General features: G+C 66.9%; 13 protein-coding genes. 6 read left to right on the top strand and 7 right to left on the bottom strand.

The annotated features are described in order from the left end of the window. Nucleotides 1–140 precede the first annotated feature (140 nt). Nucleotides 141–554 carry a DUF4402 domain-containing protein gene (locus ACVENA_RS18525; protein ID WP_449326580.1) on the top strand — a complete coding sequence of 138 codons (414 nt, stop codon included), beginning with the start codon at nt 141–143 and terminating at the stop codon, nt 552–554. 30 nt (nt 555–584) lie between these two features. On the opposite strand, the gene ACVENA_RS18520 is transcribed toward ACVENA_RS18525, so the two are convergent. Together ACVENA_RS18520 and ACVENA_RS18515 are read right to left on the bottom strand one after the other, a co-directional pair. Beyond that, a complete protein-coding gene (locus tag ACVENA_RS18520; protein ID WP_449326579.1) occupies nt 585–881 on the bottom strand; it encodes a hypothetical protein in 297 nt (98 codons plus the stop codon). An 89-nt stretch (nt 882–970) separates the two neighbouring features. Beyond that, nucleotides 971–1,633 carry a YggS family pyridoxal phosphate-dependent enzyme gene (locus ACVENA_RS18515; protein ID WP_449326578.1) on the bottom strand — a complete coding sequence of 221 codons (663 nt, stop codon included), beginning with the start codon at nt 1,631–1,633 and terminating at the stop codon, nt 971–973. A 59-nt stretch (nt 1,634–1,692) separates the two neighbouring features. On the opposite strand from ACVENA_RS18515, the gene ACVENA_RS18510 reads away from it, so the two are divergent. Then, the gene (locus tag ACVENA_RS18510) at nt 1,693–2,331 is read left to right on the top strand and encodes a thiamine phosphate synthase (RefSeq protein WP_449326577.1); all 639 of its coding nucleotides are present in this window, start codon (nt 1,693–1,695) and stop codon (nt 2,329–2,331) included. Here ACVENA_RS18510 and ACVENA_RS18505 read toward each other — a convergent pair. Next, on the bottom strand, nt 2,304–3,026 hold the full coding sequence (locus tag ACVENA_RS18505; protein ID WP_449326576.1) for a hypothetical protein: 723 nt from the start codon (nt 3,024–3,026) through the stop codon (nt 2,304–2,306). The genes ACVENA_RS18510 and ACVENA_RS18505 overlap by 28 nt on opposite strands. A gap of 264 nt (nt 3,027–3,290) precedes the next feature. Between ACVENA_RS18505 and ACVENA_RS18500 the strand changes: the two genes are divergently transcribed. The 4 genes from ACVENA_RS18500 to holA all read left to right on the top strand — a co-directional run bounded on the left by ACVENA_RS18500 (nt 3,291) and on the right by holA (nt 8,128). Next, complete coding sequence (locus ACVENA_RS18500) at nt 3,291–3,743, top strand: DUF3576 domain-containing protein (protein WP_257545919.1); 453 nt, start codon at nt 3,291–3,293, stop codon at nt 3,741–3,743. A gap of 126 nt (nt 3,744–3,869) precedes the next feature. Beyond that, nucleotides 3,870–6,419 carry a leucine--tRNA ligase gene (gene leuS, locus ACVENA_RS18495; protein ID WP_449326575.1) on the top strand — a complete coding sequence of 850 codons (2,550 nt, stop codon included), beginning with the start codon at nt 3,870–3,872 and terminating at the stop codon, nt 6,417–6,419. 126 nt (nt 6,420–6,545) lie between these two features. Continuing rightward, the gene (gene lptE / locus ACVENA_RS18490) at nt 6,546–7,100 is read left to right on the top strand and encodes an LPS assembly lipoprotein LptE (protein WP_449326574.1); all 555 of its coding nucleotides are present in this window, start codon (nt 6,546–6,548) and stop codon (nt 7,098–7,100) included. After that, a complete protein-coding gene (gene holA, locus ACVENA_RS18485) occupies nt 7,097–8,128 on the top strand; it encodes a DNA polymerase III subunit delta (RefSeq protein ID WP_449326573.1) in 1,032 nt (343 codons plus the stop codon). The genes lptE and holA overlap by 4 nt, the downstream gene beginning before the upstream one ends. A gap of 88 nt (nt 8,129–8,216) precedes the next feature. On the opposite strand, the gene ACVENA_RS18480 is transcribed toward holA, so the two are convergent. From ACVENA_RS18480 to ACVENA_RS18465, 4 genes are all read right to left on the bottom strand, one after another. Beyond that, a complete protein-coding gene (locus ACVENA_RS18480; protein ID WP_449326572.1) occupies nt 8,217–10,016 on the bottom strand; it encodes a cation:proton antiporter in 1,800 nt (599 codons plus the stop codon). A 96-nt stretch (nt 10,017–10,112) separates the two neighbouring features. Next, nucleotides 10,113–12,962 carry a TonB-dependent receptor gene (locus ACVENA_RS18475; protein WP_449326571.1) on the bottom strand — a complete coding sequence of 950 codons (2,850 nt, stop codon included), beginning with the start codon at nt 12,960–12,962 and terminating at the stop codon, nt 10,113–10,115. 153 nt (nt 12,963–13,115) lie between these two features. After that, on the bottom strand, nt 13,116–13,838 hold the full coding sequence (gene pdeM, locus ACVENA_RS18470) for a ligase-associated DNA damage response endonuclease PdeM (protein WP_449326570.1): 723 nt from the start codon (nt 13,836–13,838) through the stop codon (nt 13,116–13,118). A 36-nt stretch (nt 13,839–13,874) separates the two neighbouring features. Further along, entirely contained in the window at nt 13,875–14,930 is a 1,056-nt protein-coding gene (locus tag ACVENA_RS18465) for a retroviral-like aspartic protease family protein (RefSeq protein WP_449326569.1), read from the bottom strand. Nucleotides 14,931–15,078 lie beyond the last annotated feature (148 nt).

The following is a 15,078-nucleotide window of genomic DNA, read 5'->3' as shown; positions in this document are numbered from 1 at the left end:
TACCCCGGATTAACCATGACGATGCTATCGCGGCATCCGTGAAACTGCGCTTTTTTCCCGCTTTTTTCCTGTGCTTGGCCGCCCCTTCGGCGGCCGCGGCGCAGTGTATGCTGTGCGGCAAGCCGGACAGCGGCCCGGCGATGGCGAGTCGCAAGGCCGACACGCCGCTTCGCATCGATATCGAAACCCAGCTCGACATGGGCCGCGTCGCGGCGGGTAGCAGCGGCGGAGAGGTCGCGCTCGATCCCGTCACCGGCGTGCGCCGCCTCAGCGGCGATGTCCGCGACCTCGGCGGCTTCGCGGTGACCGGCACCGTCACGGTGCGCGGCGAACCTGGCGCCGAAGTGCGCGTCTTTCTGCCGACGTCGGTCGATCTCGAAAGCGGCAGTGGCGGCATCGCGCGCGTTACCGGTCTTGCCACCGACCTCGGCGGCGCCCCGCGCCTCGACCCCGACGGCCGACTTCAGTTCCGTTTTGGCGGGCGTTTGCAGGTCGCGGGAAGCGGTGACGGCGACTATCGCGGGCGGATTCCGGTGACGGTGGAGTATCAATAGGCGGGGAAGGCGGCTTTGGGGGAGCAGTCTCTAACCGCGATCAAAGAAAAACGATCGGAGCCACTTACCCGCAAAATATCCCGCGATTGCCCCAACACTTGGCCAAAGAGGCCCAAACATGAAATCGAGCCCGCTGGTTGATCTCAAGTTTTCCGGATGCTCGCCTTGCCACCAGGTGATAAAGAAAACCATGGCGACAGGAACCGCCAGCAAGGCAACACACCCGACTTTCGGACGAGGTAATAGCACACCAATCAGAAGGCCGACCACAGCACCTACGGCGAACCCACCTTCTATGGTTAGAAGCAGGTTTTCAATATGCGTCATAGGTAAAGTATAGCTGACTTCCCGATGTCCCCAATCTCTGCGTCTTCGCACGAATCCTGAATAAAGCCGCCTTGGCGGCATCAGTCGATTTATTCCCGCGACCCGAACAGCGCCGTCCCCACCCGCACATGCGTCGCGCCTAGCATCACGGCGGTCTCGTAATCGCCGCTCATCCCCATCGAGCGCAGCGGCAGGCCGTGGCGTTCGGCCAGTTCGTCGAGCAGCGCAAAATAAGGCGCGGGCTCGACCTCGGCGGGCGGAATCGCCATCAGGCCTTCGATCGTCAGGCCCGCTTCGGCCGCTTCGGCGAGCAGCGCGGGAAGGTCGCGCACCGCGCAGCCGCCCTTCTGCTCCTCGTCGCCGATGTTGACCTGGATGAAAAGCTGCGGCCGCCTGCCGGTCTTTTCGCAGGCTTTCGCCAGCGCCTGTACCAGCGACGAGCGATCGACCGAATGGATCGCGTCGAACAGCATCACCGCTTCCTCGGCCTTGTTCGACTGGAGCTGGCCGATCAGGTAAAGGGTGATGTCCGCCGCTTCGGCACGCAGCGCGGGCCATTTCGCGGCCGCTTCCTGCACGCGATTCTCGCCGAAATGGCGCTGTCCCGCGGCGATCAGCGGGCGGATCGCGTCGGCGTCGTGGGTCTTCGACACCGCGATCAGGCAGATATCCGCGGGTTTTCGCTGCGCGCGCTTCGCCGCATCCGCGATTGCCGCCTTCACGTCGGCCAGCCGTTCCGCCGCATCGTCCATATGCTCGTCCTCGAAGGGGGCGCGTTGCGCGCGCTCGCCACGCGCCTATAGGAAGGGCGATGGTTCCGCGCCACCCTCTTGCCCGCAAACCTGCCCCCGGATTGCCGGATGTCTGGCTGTTCAGCGACGAGCGAGCGGCTGCGGGGATCGTCGAACTCGCCGCGATCCTGCCTCCCGGCAGCGGCATCGTCTTTCGCCACGACCGGCTTGCGCCGGGTGCGCGCTGGCGGATGTTCCGCCGGCTGGCGCGAATCGCGCGGACGCGAAAGCTGCTGTTGCTGCTCGCCGGCCATCCCGCGCACGCGAAGCGCTGGAACGCCGACGGCGTCCATCTCCGCCCGCCGCTCGCGTCCCGCGCCGGGGCGGCGCATCGGCTCGGCCTGATCGTCGCGATGCCGGTGCACGACGAGCGCGAAGCGCGCGCCGCGCGCCGCGCGGGCGTCGATGCGACTTTCGTCTCGCCGCTCCACCCGACGCGCTCGCATCCCGGCGCGCCGGCGCTCGGACGCGGTGCGTGGTTGCGGCTCGCGCGGCTGGCGGGAGCGAAGGCCATCGCGCTCGGCGGCATGACTCCGCCGCGCGTGCGGGCATTACGCCGTGCGGGCGCGCGTAATGCCGGCTGGGCGGCGATCGATAGCTGGGATGAAAAGGCCGTGCGGCGGCGGACGCGTCAGAAGCGGAAGGCGGTTCCGACGTAGACGGCCTGGCTGTCGCGGCGCGAATCGGTCAGCGGCTGGACGCGGTCGTCGGCGCGATAGCGAACGCCCGCCGTGACATCGAGATTCCTGGTCAGGCGATAGCTGCTGACGACATCGACATTCTGATCGTCGCCGGGCGCGATGACGCGGTCGGTCGCGCCGGCCGGATCGTTCGAATGGCTGGTGACGCGCGTCGCGAAGCGCGATTTCCGCTCAGCCTGCTCGGGCGCCTTGGCGACCGGCAGATTGCGAAGATCGACCCCGCGCGGCAGCGCCGGGGTGACGAATTTCTGGAAGCCGACCGATGCGCCGAGATTATAGGCGACCGGCGTGATCGCGATCGGCATGCTGGCGCGTCCCGTTGCCGCCAGTGCGGCGGTGCGCGCGGCGCTCGACGCGTCGTCGCGGGCGCGGATGACGACGGTGATGGCCCGGTTCTCGCGGGTCCGGTCGGTGATTGCGGGGGTGAAGCTGAAGCTCCGCCGCGCTTCCGCCGACATCTTGTTATAGCGCGCGATCAGGCGCTGATCACCCGAAGCGGGGGTGAACTGGCCGAGCAGGCTTTCCGACAAATGGGTGTCGCGGGCGCGGTCGGCGCGGGTCATCGCGGCGAGGGCAGGGGGCAGCGCGACCGAAATCGCCGCGGCGGCGAACAGCCCTGCTTTCCAGAAATGTCGCGGCTTGCGCGCCATCATTCTGCGACTCCATCCCCAATCGACTCGTCAGATAGGCTTCTGGTCCGGATAATTCCAGTGCTTAGCGAACGAATCATCACACCGCTCGGGCTTTTCGCCGAAGTTGTTGCGCGAACACCACAGTGCGGCCCGAAGCTGAGCGGGAGGTGAACGGCCGGAAAGACGCGATTGCCGCGCTTGCCGGACGGCGGCAAGGGCGATAGAGACGCCTCAAGATTTCCGCACGCGCCATTTCTCCGGCGCCCAAAGATAAGGTGTTCCGGCATGTCCAAGCTTTCCGCTCTTGCCTCGCGCTCGGCAGCGCTCGCTCTGCTCGGGGTCGCGGCGCTCGGCCTTTCGGCTTGCGGCGGCAAGGAGCGGCCAAAGGCCGATCTCGCGGCGTCGCAGGTGACGACGATCGGCGTGAACAGCTATCTCTGGCGCGCCTCGCTCGACGCGCTGTCGTTCATGCCGCTGCTCCAGGCCGACAGCTCGGGCGGGGTGATCATCACCGACTGGTATGCGAATCCCGCGAATCCGGGCGAGCGGATGAAGGTCACCGTGTCGATCCTCGACCGCGATTTGCGCGCCGATGCGCTCCGCGTCGCCGCCTCGCGCCAGGTGTCGCAGGGCGGCGCCTGGGTCGATGCGCCGGTGCAGGCGGCGACGGTGCAGAAGCTCGAGGAAATCATCCTGACCCGCGCCCGCGACCTGCGCCGTGGTGCGATCGAGGGTTAAGCCATCAACCTCGTCGCCCCGGCGAAGGCCGGGGGTCTCGCTCTCGCGCCTCGATGCGCCGTCGAGATCCCGGCCTTCGCCGGGATGACGATCATGTAAGACAGACCAAACGGGGTAACCGACCACATGACCCGCGAAACGCGCTTTGGCGCCCTCGCCGCCGATGCCCGCTGGCAGGCGGCATGGGATGCCGCGAACAGCTTTGCGACCAATGAATCGGGCGACAAGCCCAAGGCCTATATCCTCGAGATGTTCCCCTATCCGTCGGGGCGCATCCATATGGGGCATGTCCGCAACTATGCGATGGGCGATGTGCTCGCGCGCTTCAAGCGGATGACCGGGCACGATGTTCTCCACCCGATGGGCTGGGACGCCTTCGGGATGCCGGCGGAAAATGCGGCGATGGAAAAGGGCGTCCATCCCGGCGGCTGGACCCGCGACAATATCGCCGCGATGCGCGCGCAATTGAAGCGCCTCGGCCTCGCGATCGATTGGAGTCGCGAACTCGCGACGTGCGAGCCCGACTATTATGGACAGGAACAGGCGCTGTTCCTCGACATGTTCGCCGCGGGGCTCGTCACGCGCAAGGAAAGTTACGTCAACTGGGATCCGGTCGACATGACCGTGCTCGCCAACGAGCAGGTGATCGACGGCCGCGGCTGGCGATCGGGCGCGCTCGTCGAAAAGAAGAAATTGTCGCAGTGGTTCCTCAAGATCACCGACTTCGCCGACGATCTCCTCGAAGGGCTCGGCAGCCTCGACCATTGGCCCGACAAGGTGCGGCTGATGCAGGAAAACTGGATCGGCAAGTCGCAGGGGCTGGAATTCTCGTTCAGGCTTGCCGGCGGCGCGCCGGGGTTCGACGTCTTCACGACGCGGCCCGACACCTTGTTCGGCGCCAGCTTCGCGGCGATTTCGCCCGATCATCCGCTGGCGGAACGCCTCGCGAAGGATTCGCCCGAACTGACCGCCTTCATCGCCGAATGCCGCCGCCAGGGCACGTCCGCGGAGCAATTGGAGACCGGCGAGAAGCTGGGCTTCGACACCGGCCTCGCGGTCGAGCATCCGCTCGATCCCGACTGGCACCTGCCGGTGTGGGTCGTGAACTATGTGCTGATGGACTATGGCACCGGCGCGATCTTCGGCTGCCCCGCGCACGACCAGCGCGACCTTGATTTCGCGCGCAAATATGAGCTGCCCGTCCACCGCGTGATCGCCGATGGTGACGAGACCGGACAGGTGTTCCACGGTGACGAGGCCTATGTCGGCCCCGGCCGGCTGGTGAACAGTCACTTCCTCGACGGCATGACCGTCGACGAAGCGAAGGCCGCGATCATCGCGCGCTCGGAACATGAGGGCTGGGGCAAGGGCACCACCGTTTGGCGCCTGCGCGACTGGGGCGTCTCGCGCCAGCGCTATTGGGGGACGCCGATCCCTTTCATCCACTGCCCGGCGTGCGGGCTGGTGCCGGTGCCGAAGAGCCAGCTTCCGGTCGTGCTGCCCGAGGATGCCGATTTCTCGGTCCCCGGCAATCCGCTCGATCGCCATCCGACATGGAAGCATGTCGCCTGCCCGAGCTGCGGCGGCGAGGCGGTGCGCGAGACCGACACGCTCGACACCTTCGTCGATTCGAGCTGGTATTTCCTGCGCTTCGCCAGTGCGCCGGCGGACAAGCCGTTCGATCCCGAGGTGATCCGCCGCTGGCTGCCTGTCGATCAATATATCGGCGGCATCGAACATGCGATTCTCCACCTTCTCTACGCGCGCTTCTGGACGCGCGCGCTGAACAAGCTCGGCATGATCGACATCAAGGAGCCGTTCGCCAGCCTGTTCACGCAGGGGATGGTGACGCACGAAACATATAGCCGGGCGCAGGGCGAAGGCCTGCCGCCGCTCTTCTTCACCCCCGACGAGATCAGCCGCTCGGCCGATGGCGCGACGCTCGACGCCGACGGCGCGCCGGTCACCGTCGGCCGCGTGATCAAGATGTCGAAGTCGAAGAAGAATGTCGTCGATCCCGACGCCATTCTCGACCAGTACGGTGCCGACGCGGTGCGCTGGTTCATGCTGTCCGACAGCCCGCCCGAACGCGACCTGCCGTGGAGCGAGGCAGGGATCGAGGGCGCGTGGCGCTTCGTCCAGCGCTTGTGGCGCCTGTTCGGCGACACCGAAAATGTCGGCGACGGCGGCGAGGACAAGGCGCTCGCGCGCAAGCTGCATCAGACGGTCGCCGGGGTAGCGGCCGATGTCGAGGCGCTGGGCTTCAACAAGGCGGTCGCCAAGATCCACGCGCTCGCGAACGAGATCGAGAAGGCGAAGCCCTCGGCGACCCGCGCCGAGGCGTGCCGCACCTTGATCCTCCTCGTCGCGCCGATGATGCCGCACCTTGCCGAGGAGGCGTGGGCGGCGCTGCCCGATGCGCAGCGCCCGACCGCGATGGTCGCCGATGCGGCCTGGCCCGCCGCCGATCCGGCACTGCTCGTCGAAGATGAGGTGACGATCGCGATTCAGGTTGCTGGCAAGCTGCGCGATACGATGACGATGCCCAAGGGACTCGACAAGGGTGCGGCCGAGGCCGCGGCGCTCGCGCGCCCGCGCATCGCCGAGCTGCTCGCCGGCGCGGCGCCGAAGAAGGTGATTGTGGTCCCCGACCGTTTGGTGAATATCGTTCCCTGATGGCTCTGAATGGCTTCCCCCTTCCCGTTCGCATCGAGCGAAGTCGAGATGCCCGTCAGTCGTGCATGACTTCTGGGTGTCTCGACTTCGCTCGACACGAACGGGGATAGGGGTCATTACTCTCTGATGCGCAGACTGCTCGCCTCCTCGCTCATCGCCGCCTCGCTGGTCCTTGGCGGCTGCGGCCTTCGGCCGCTCTATGCGAGCGGCAGCAAGGGGGCGGTGGCGCAGGTGCTCGCCGACGTCGATGTCGCGCCGATCGAGGGGCATTCGGGCTTCCTCGTCCGCAATGCGCTGCGCGACCGGCTGCAGGCGACGCAGGGCGGGCACGGCGCGGGCAAAAGGCTGCGGCTCGACGTCCGGCTCGAAGATTCGATCACCGGCTTCGGCGTCCGCGCCGACGATGCGGTGACGCGCGAGCGGCGGACGTTGCGCGCGCGCTACCAGCTCGTCGATGCGGCGACGGGTGAGGTGCTGCTCGACGCGACCGCGGCGCAGGACGCCGGCATCGACGTCGTCGGCAGCGAATATGCGACGATCGCCGCCGAATCGACCTCACTCGAACGCCTCGCCTCGGGGGTCGCCGACCAGATCGTCGCGCGCCTCGCGGTCTTCGCCGATCGCGGCGGCGGCCAGTCGGCCGATGCCCCTGCGCCCGTGCCGCCTCCCGCCGGGCAATGAAGAGCGTCAAGCCCGCCGACCTCGAACGCCAGACGCGCCTCGACCCCGCGGTTCGCCTTATTCTTCTGACCGGACCCGACGAAGCGACGATGGCGGCGGTCGCGAGCCATCTGATCGGCCTCGCGGGCAAGGAGGCCGAACGCCTCGACCTCAGCGGATCGCAATTGTCGCAGGATCCGTCGCTGCTCGCCGCCGAGGCGGCGTCGATGTCGCTCTTTTCGCCGAGCCGGATCATCCGCCTCGAAATTTCGGGCAGCGGCGACGACAGCCTCGCCGCGGTCGAGGCGCTGCTCGCCGCCGACACCGCGATCAACCCGGTGATCGCGACCGGCGCGTCGGTGACCGCCAAGTCGAAGCTCGTCAAGCTGGTCGAGGGGTCGTCGTCCGCCGTCGCCGCGATCTGCTACCAGCCCGACCGGCGCGCGCTCGTCGGCATCGCGATGAGCGCGGCGCAGGACGAAGGCCTCCGGCTCGCCAATGGCGAGGCGCAATTGCTCGTCGACCTCGTGTCGGGCGATCAGGCGCTGATGCGCCGCGAGATCGAGAAGATCGCGCTCTATCTCGACGCCGCGCCCGATCGCCAGCGACAGGTGACCCCCGCCGACATCGCCGCGCTCGGCGCCGCGACGCATGAGGAGGATGTCAGCGAATGCATCAACGTCGCCCTCGGCGGCAAGGTGCGCGAGCTGCCCGACATGCTGAGCAAGGCGGCGGCGGTCGGGGTCGCCGAGATCCGCATCATCCGCGCGCTCGGCATCCGCGCGATGCAGCTCGCGCGGCTGCGCGACGAGGTCGACGCCGGCGCGCATCCCGCGACGGTGGTGTCGGCGCGGAGCAGCGGCGTCTTCTGGAAAGAGCAGAGCGCGGTGACCGCGCAGCTCCACATCTGGGATTCGCTGCGCATCGCGCGGCTGATGACGCGGCTGCTCGATTGCGAGCGGGCGCTCAAAACCTCGGGCACTGCGGGCGCGGTGCTGTTCCGCAAGCTGATGACCGACATCGCACACCAGGCCGCGCGGGCGCGCTGATCCGCCACGCCCAGAGCCACCTGCTTCCCGTCATCCCCGCGAAGGCGGGGATGACAGGGTGGGGGCATGTTTTGTCGTTTGAAGGGATTCAGGCGGCCGGTACCACCACCGGATCGGGCGGGACGAAGGTCCATAGCGTGTCGCCGGGCTCGACCGGCGGGCGGTGCTGCATCGAAAAGACCGCGAGCTCGCCGCTCGCGCGCTGCACCGCCAGCGTGTCGCCCCCCGTTGTCCGTATCCGCGCGACGAAATCGGCGTAGGAGAATTTCTCGGTGATCCGGGTGCGCCCGAAACTCCACCCCGCCTGCAGCCGGTCGAGCTGCTCCTCGATCGGGGTGCCGCCGAGCGTCAGCACGCGTCCGCGCCGTTTGGTCCCGGTCTGCGCGGTCACCGGCATCCGGCTCACCCGGTCGTGGCCGACCTCGGGCGCGAGTTCGCTGCACACCAGCGCGTTGTAGCTGTCGTTGTCGGTCGCCGCGATCAGTTGCTGATAGCGGCCCATCTCGAGCTCGTCGTCGTGCGCCGCGTCCAATATGTCGCCCTGGTGGACGGGCAGGTCGGCGCGGCGCGCGCGGCGGAGCGCGAACTTGCTCTCGTCGGCGATCAGCACCTCGCTGCCCTGCGCCTTGATGAATTCGGCGAAGGCGATCGTCCAGCTATTCGCGCCGACGAGCAGCACGCCATTGCCCTTGCCGCGGTCGAGCCCGAGCCAGCGGGCAAAGGGCTGGGCGGTAAAGCCGTGCGCGAAGATCGTCGCGATGACGACCGAAAAGGACAGCGGCACCAGCGCCTCGGCCCCCGGGACGCCATAATCCGACAGGCGGAGCGCGAACAGGCCGGTCACCGCGGCGGCGACGATGCCGCGCGGCGCGATCCAGGCGACGAACAGCCGCTCCTTGAAGGGAATGCGGGTGAAGAGCAGCGCGATCATGATCGTCAGCGGCCGGACCGCGAACAGCAGCAGGATCAGGAACAGCACGAACCGCGCCTGGAAATTGGTCACCACCGTCCAGTCGAGCGTCGCCGACAGGATGATGAACACGCCGGAGACGAGGAGGACGGTCAGATCCTCCTTGAAGCGCATCAGCATATGGCTCGAATCGGTTTCGCGGTTCGCCATCACCACCCCCATCGCGGTGACGGTGATCAGCCCGGTTTCGTGCATCACCAGGTCGGACAATACGAAGACCGCGATCACCGTCGTCAGCAGCACCGGCGCCTTCAGATATTCGGGCACCCAGCCGCGGACGAAAGCGGCGGTCAGCGCGAAGGCGGCGGCGGCTCCAATCAGCATTGCGAGGACGCTCGCCGCGACGACGTCGGTGATGATCGCGGTGCTGTTCGCCTCGGCGCCGCCGTGGGTGATATAGGCATAGATGCCGACCGCGAGCAGCGCGCCGATCGGATCGTTCACGATCGCTTCCCATTTCAGCATATGCTTGACGCGCGGCGTGATGTTCAGCGTGCGCAGCATCGGCACGATCACCGTCGGACCGGTGACCACCATGATGCCGCCGAACAGCGCCGAAAGCTCCAGCGACAGCCCGGCGCCATAATAAGCGGCGGCGGTGCCCAGCGCCCAGCCGACCGGAACGCCGATGAACACGAGCATGAACACCGCCGCGCCGGCATGGCGGAGCTCGCGGAACTTCAGCGTCAGCCCGCCCTCGAACAGGATCACCGCGACCGCGAGCTTGATGATCGGTTCGCGCAGCGCGCCGAAATCGCGCTCGGGATCGATCAGGCCCAATATCGGCCCGGCGACGATTCCCGCGACCAGCATCAGCGCGATCGCAGGTCTGCCCGTGCGCCAGGCGATCCATTGGGCGCCGATGCCGATGACCCCGATCAGGGCGATTTTGACGAGCAGGGAGTCGATCGCGAACATGGTGCAAGTCTATGCGATGACGGCGAAAAGCGTCCAGAAAAAGAAACCGCCCGCTCACCGGGGTGAGCGGGCGGCTTTTATCGGCTGCTCAGGCGATCAGAATTTGCCGCGCAGCGTCACGCCATAGGTCCGGGGTTCCGCGAGGAACATCGAGAAGATCTGGCGCCCGCCCGGATATTGCGGGTCGGTGAAGGGCGCCGCCGTCGTTCCGGCCTGGAACGGCGAGTTGAAGGCGACCTGGGCATATTGCTTGTTGAAGATATTCTGTGCCCAGAGCTCGATCCCCCATTTCTCGTCGGGGCCGCGGACGCCGACGCGGGCGTTGAAGATCGCATAGCCGTCCTGTCCCTTCTGCGGGAAGAGGTCGGAGCCGGTGTTATAGTCGCTGGTCAGGCGGCCATCGAGATAGACGAGGCCGGTCAGTCCGCTGCTGCCGATTTCCGGCGTCCAGGTCACGCTGCCGGTCGCGACCAGTTCGGGCGCATTCGACAGATTGTCGCCGGGCAGCTTGCGCAGTGCGGCGTCGAGCGGGGCGCCCGACGAATTGCCGACCAGATTGGCGCGATATTTGGTCCGCGCATAGGTCAGGCCTGCGCTCATGCGGAAATTATGCGCGGGAACCAGCGAGGCCTCGAGTTCGAAGCCTTGGGTGCGCACGCCCCAGCTCACATCGTCCGTCGCGCATGCGCCGGTCGCCGAGCTCGTGTCGCGGTCCGCGCCGGAAAGATCGCTTGTGCAGCCGTTGACGTTCTGCACCAGGAAGACCGAGCCGTTGAAGGTGTTGAGCTGGAAGTTCTTGAAGTCCGACCGGAAGAAGGTCAGCCCCGCGGTGAACGGACCCGTCGCATATTTGGCGCCCAGTTCGTAGCTGGTGACGAGTTCGGGGTCGAATTGGAGGTTGCCGACCAGCGCCTGCGCGCCGCCGGCCTGGGCGAAGGTCACCGTCGGGATTCCGTTCACGATCTGAATGGGATTCTTCAGCGCCGACCGATCGAGGTTGAACCCGCCCGCCTTGTAGCCGCGCGCGAAGCTGGCATAGACCATCAGGTCGTCGACCGGCTTGTAGGACAGGATCGCGGTGCCGGTGAACTTATGTTCCTTGCGCTGATCCTTGATCGATACGCCGTCGAGCTCGGCGGTGGCATTGCCCTGACAGCCAAGGCCGATCAGTCCGCCCGCAAGGGTGCGGGCGGTGGCGCGCTGGCGCAGGACCGCCTCGCTGTCGCCGACCTGATTCTGCTGGACCAGATCGTCGTAGACCAGGTTCTGGATCGTCGTGCAGACGGTGTTGTCGTTATTGAAGTTGGCCGAGAATTTCTTCTTGTCGTGCGTGTAACGGAGGCCGAGCGTCAGATCGAGCTTGTCGGTGATGTGGATGATATTGTGGGTGAAGAGCGCCCAGTTCGTTCCGTTCTGCCGATATTGATCGTCGACGCTGCCGAGGTTGTTGAGGCCGTCGAGCGCGGTGATGGCGGCGACGATATCGGCACCCGACGCGCCTGCGGCGCCGCCGATCGCGGCCAGCCCCGGCACCCCCGGCGCCACGAAGGGCACGACGCATCCGACATTGTCCGGCGAATAGAGGCCTGCAAGAGCGCCGCCCGAGACGATGCGGCAGTTGGCGAAGCGGCCATATTGGCTGCCGAAGCGCAGATTGTCGCGCACGGTCAGCTTCTCATTGGCGAAGAAGCCGCCGACGAGCCAGTCGAGCTTGCCGTCGAACGCCTCGCCCTGCAGGCGCAGTTCCTGGGTGAAGGTGTGGAACTGGCGGTAGGCGTCGTCGCTCGGCGCGCGATAGAGGATGTCGACCGCGCCATAGTCGAGGTCGCCCGCCTGTCCCGACCGATATTCGCGATAGGCGGTGATCGAGGTCAGCTTCGCGCCGCCGAGATCATAGTCGATCTGGCCCGAAAAGCCGTAGTCCTTGGTCTTGCCGGCATAGCTCCGGCCTGCGCTGACCGACAGGTTGCGGTCGTAGCCCTGATTGAACGCGGCGAGCGGCTGGCCCATGTCGCGCAGCACGTTGATGATGTTGTTGCCGTCGGCCTGCGGCAGATTCGTCGGGGCGCCGGTCGACAGCGGCGTCGAGGGATTGTTGAGATTGCCGACATAGGGATTGACGCTGTTGTCGACATAGATCGCGCCGCAGCATTTCTCGTTGCGATAGGTATAATCGGCGATCAGCCGGATCGACAGCGCGTCGGTCGGCTCGAACAGCAACTGGCCGCGCAGGAAATAGCGGTCGCGGTCGTTGACGTCGGTGTTGTTCGTCGTGTCGCGCAGGAAGCCGTCGCGCTTCACCCATATGCCGTCGAGGCGCGCGGCGAGCGTGTCGGTGATCGGGCCGGTGACGCTGCCGCCGAGGCGCCAGTAATCGTAATTGCCATAGGTGATCTCGCCTGTCGCGCCGAAGGTGAAATCAGGCTTCTTCGAATAGATGCTGATCAGGCCCGCCGACGAGTTGCGGCCGCCGAGCGTGCCCTGCGGGCCGCGCTGCACCTCGACGCGGTCGATCTCGCCGAGTTCGTTGAGGCCGATACCCGAGCGCGAGCGATAGACGCCGTCGATGAACACCGGGACCGAGCTTTCGAGGCCGGGGTTGTCGCCGACGGTGCCGATGCCGCGGATGCGTGCCGAGCCATTGGCTTCGGAGCCGGTCGACGAGACGAGCAGCGACGGCGCGACCTGGTTCAATTGGCGGATGTCGTTGGCGCCGCTGTTCTGCAGCACCTCGGCGCTGACCGCCGAAATGGCGACCGGCACGTCGGCGAGCCGCTGCGCGCGGCCCTGCGCGGTGACGACGATCTCGCTGTTGGCGCTGTCGTCGGCGGTCGCGGCGTCGGCCGCGTCCTGCGCGAAGGCCGGGGCCGAGACCGCGACGATGGCGAGCGAGACGCCTAGCGCGCTGCTGCGCAAAAGGCGGGCGGCAGGAAGGGAAGATTTCATGGTGGGCACTCCTCTCAATTTTTGATTTTTTCGTTGCCCCCCGAACATAACCAAAAAGCGCCTCGTGCTTCCAGCCAACGCCCCGTTTCGGCGTCGTTTTCGATCGGGTGATGCTTTTAGGCCACAGGCCGGACGGGACGCCGCCGGGGCTGGTCAGCGCCTGTTCGCGGCGGCCGGCGCGCCTGCCGTAGCGTTATTCTCCGCCGCTCCGCCACAAGGCAGCGACAGAAGGCGGCCGCGCGCGACCAGCATGGCGCGATAGGGGCCTGAAAAATTCGCGGCGATGGCGGCATCCTCGACGTCGAGCCCGCCGGTGAAGCTGCCGAAAGCAGGCAGGATCAGCCGCGTCGCATCGCTCGCGAAGCAGGGTCGCGATACGCCCCGCCCGCGCAGGCTGAGGCGCAGCTTGGGGTGGAAATGTCCCGATATTTCGGGGCGTGCCTCGTCCGCGCGGCTCTGGTGGCGAAAAACGATGCCGTTCTGGATCCATTCGTCGGCGACCTCGCCGCCCCACGCGCCCGCGGTCAGGCCGTCGTGGTTGCCCGCGATCCAGACCAGCTTTGCCGCGGCGGCCTGTCGTTCTAGGCGGTCAGCGATCGCGGGGACGATGCGCGCCGCGGCGTCGCGGTCGTGGAAACTGTCGCCGAGGCACCAGATCGCGCCCGCGCCGGTCGCGGCGGCGAGCCCCGCCAGCCGATCGAGCGTGTCGTGGCTGTCATAGGGTGGCAGCGGCTGACCATAGGCAGCGTACCAGCTCGCCTTTTCAAGGTGGAGGTCGGCGACGATCAACGCGCCGCGCGCCGGCCAGAACAGCGCGCGGTCGGCGAGCATGACGAAGCGCTCGCCGGCAAAATCAAAGGTCGCCGCGCCGGACATGGCGTCGCTATGGCAACGCCGCCCGCGCATCGCAAGCTATCCGATGCGCGGCTCTCCGCTTGCGGCGAAGCGCTGCCTGGTCTCGCGGCTCGCGCCGCTCGGCATGTCGAAGACGACGCGACGGTTCGGAAAATCGATCTCGACCCGGTCGAACAGCGCGAGGCCGTCCATGCCGAGCAGCAGCGCCGGCCGGTTCTCGAGACCCAGCGCACGAAAGGCTTGGCTGTCGGCGAAGCTGATCGGCAGATTATTTACATCGAGGCCGTTGATGGTGATCCGCTTGATCGCGGTGCGGACCGCCGGCACCGTTTCGCCGGTGACCGAATCGAGCGTCGATACCATGAAAGGCAGGCGGTTGGCCCGGCGATGGGCGACCAGTTCCTGTAGCGCGGGGTTGCCGACGCTTGTTTGAGCGCCGGTGTCGACGATGACGTCGATGCGCTTGCCGTCGATCCGCGCGTCGGACAGAATCAGCCGCCCCGCCGAATTGCGCGCGGTGACGACGATCGCGTCGTCGTCGTCGATGATCGGCCGCGCGCGCTTGCGCGTTTCGAGTATCTCCATGCTTTCCTTGCGGAAATCGATCAGCACGCGCCTTTGCTCGAGCATGTCGACCCCGATCAGTCCCGCCGCGCCGAGGTGGCGGCCGAGGAGCGCGGGCGCGTCGATCGCGGCGAGGCGCAGATTCGCCATCTCCACCGCCGCGACGCGATAGCTCGGCACCACCGCCGACCCGCCGATCGTCGCCATCCTGAGCTTCTCACCCTCCGCGAGCCCCAGCCGCTCAGCGAGTTCGCGCGCGATCACCGTGCGTTCCGCGCCGGTATCGACGAGAAAGGAAAAAGGCCCCTCGCCGCCGACCATGACCTTCACCGCCATGCGCCGCGTCGCGTCGAGATCGAACGGCTGGATGAAGGGCGTGACGAGGACGGGCGGAGCCAGTGTTTCGCCGGTGGCAGGGGGGACGGGTGTGGCTGGCATCGCGGGCGCCTGCGATGCGGCGGGCGGCGAACCGGCTGGCGGCTGCGCCGCGCCGATCAGCAGGGGCGCGGCGAGCAGCAGCGCAGCGGACGGCTTGATGGCATCGATCATGGCCGGCATCCTCATTATATTATGTCGTGTCAGTCTACGCCTGCTTCGATGTGCCAGCAAGCGAAACGCGGGCGCTGAATCCGGCCCCCATCCATTTTCCGTCGTTCCCGCGAAAGCGGGAATCCTGCTGTCTTCATTTTCTTCTTCT

This window comes from Sphingopyxis sp. 550A (genome assembly GCF_053569535.1).
The sequence above is the reverse complement of the archived record's forward strand: the minus strand, read 5'-3'. Positions and strand labels throughout refer to the sequence as shown.

Bases quoted from the DNA above. Each gene is read 5' to 3' on its own strand.
- ACVENA_RS18525 (WP_449326580.1), top strand. From the start codon at position 141: ATGGCGAGTCGCAAGGCCGACACGCCGCTTCGCATCGATATCGAAACC.
- ACVENA_RS18520 (WP_449326579.1), bottom strand. From the start codon at position 881: ATGACGCATATTGAAAACCTGCTTCTAACCATAGAAGGTGGGTTCGCC.
- ACVENA_RS18515 (WP_449326578.1), bottom strand. From the start codon at position 1,633: ATGGACGATGCGGCGGAACGGCTGGCCGACGTGAAGGCGGCAATCGCG.
- ACVENA_RS18510 (WP_449326577.1), top strand. From the start codon at position 1,693: ATGGTTCCGCGCCACCCTCTTGCCCGCAAACCTGCCCCCGGATTGCCG.
- ACVENA_RS18505 (WP_449326576.1), bottom strand. From the start codon at position 3,026: ATGATGGCGCGCAAGCCGCGACATTTCTGGAAAGCAGGGCTGTTCGCC.
- ACVENA_RS18500 (WP_257545919.1), top strand. From the start codon at position 3,291: ATGTCCAAGCTTTCCGCTCTTGCCTCGCGCTCGGCAGCGCTCGCTCTG.
- leuS (WP_449326575.1), top strand. From the start codon at position 3,870: ATGACCCGCGAAACGCGCTTTGGCGCCCTCGCCGCCGATGCCCGCTGG.
- lptE (WP_449326574.1), top strand. From the start codon at position 6,546: ATGCGCAGACTGCTCGCCTCCTCGCTCATCGCCGCCTCGCTGGTCCTT.
- holA (WP_449326573.1), top strand. From the start codon at position 7,097: ATGAAGAGCGTCAAGCCCGCCGACCTCGAACGCCAGACGCGCCTCGAC.
- ACVENA_RS18480 (WP_449326572.1), bottom strand. From the start codon at position 10,016: ATGTTCGCGATCGACTCCCTGCTCGTCAAAATCGCCCTGATCGGGGTC.
- ACVENA_RS18475 (WP_449326571.1), bottom strand. From the start codon at position 12,962: ATGAAATCTTCCCTTCCTGCCGCCCGCCTTTTGCGCAGCAGCGCGCTA.
- pdeM (WP_449326570.1), bottom strand. From the start codon at position 13,838: ATGTCCGGCGCGGCGACCTTTGATTTTGCCGGCGAGCGCTTCGTCATG.
- ACVENA_RS18465 (WP_449326569.1), bottom strand. From the start codon at position 14,930: ATGATCGATGCCATCAAGCCGTCCGCTGCGCTGCTGCTCGCCGCGCCC.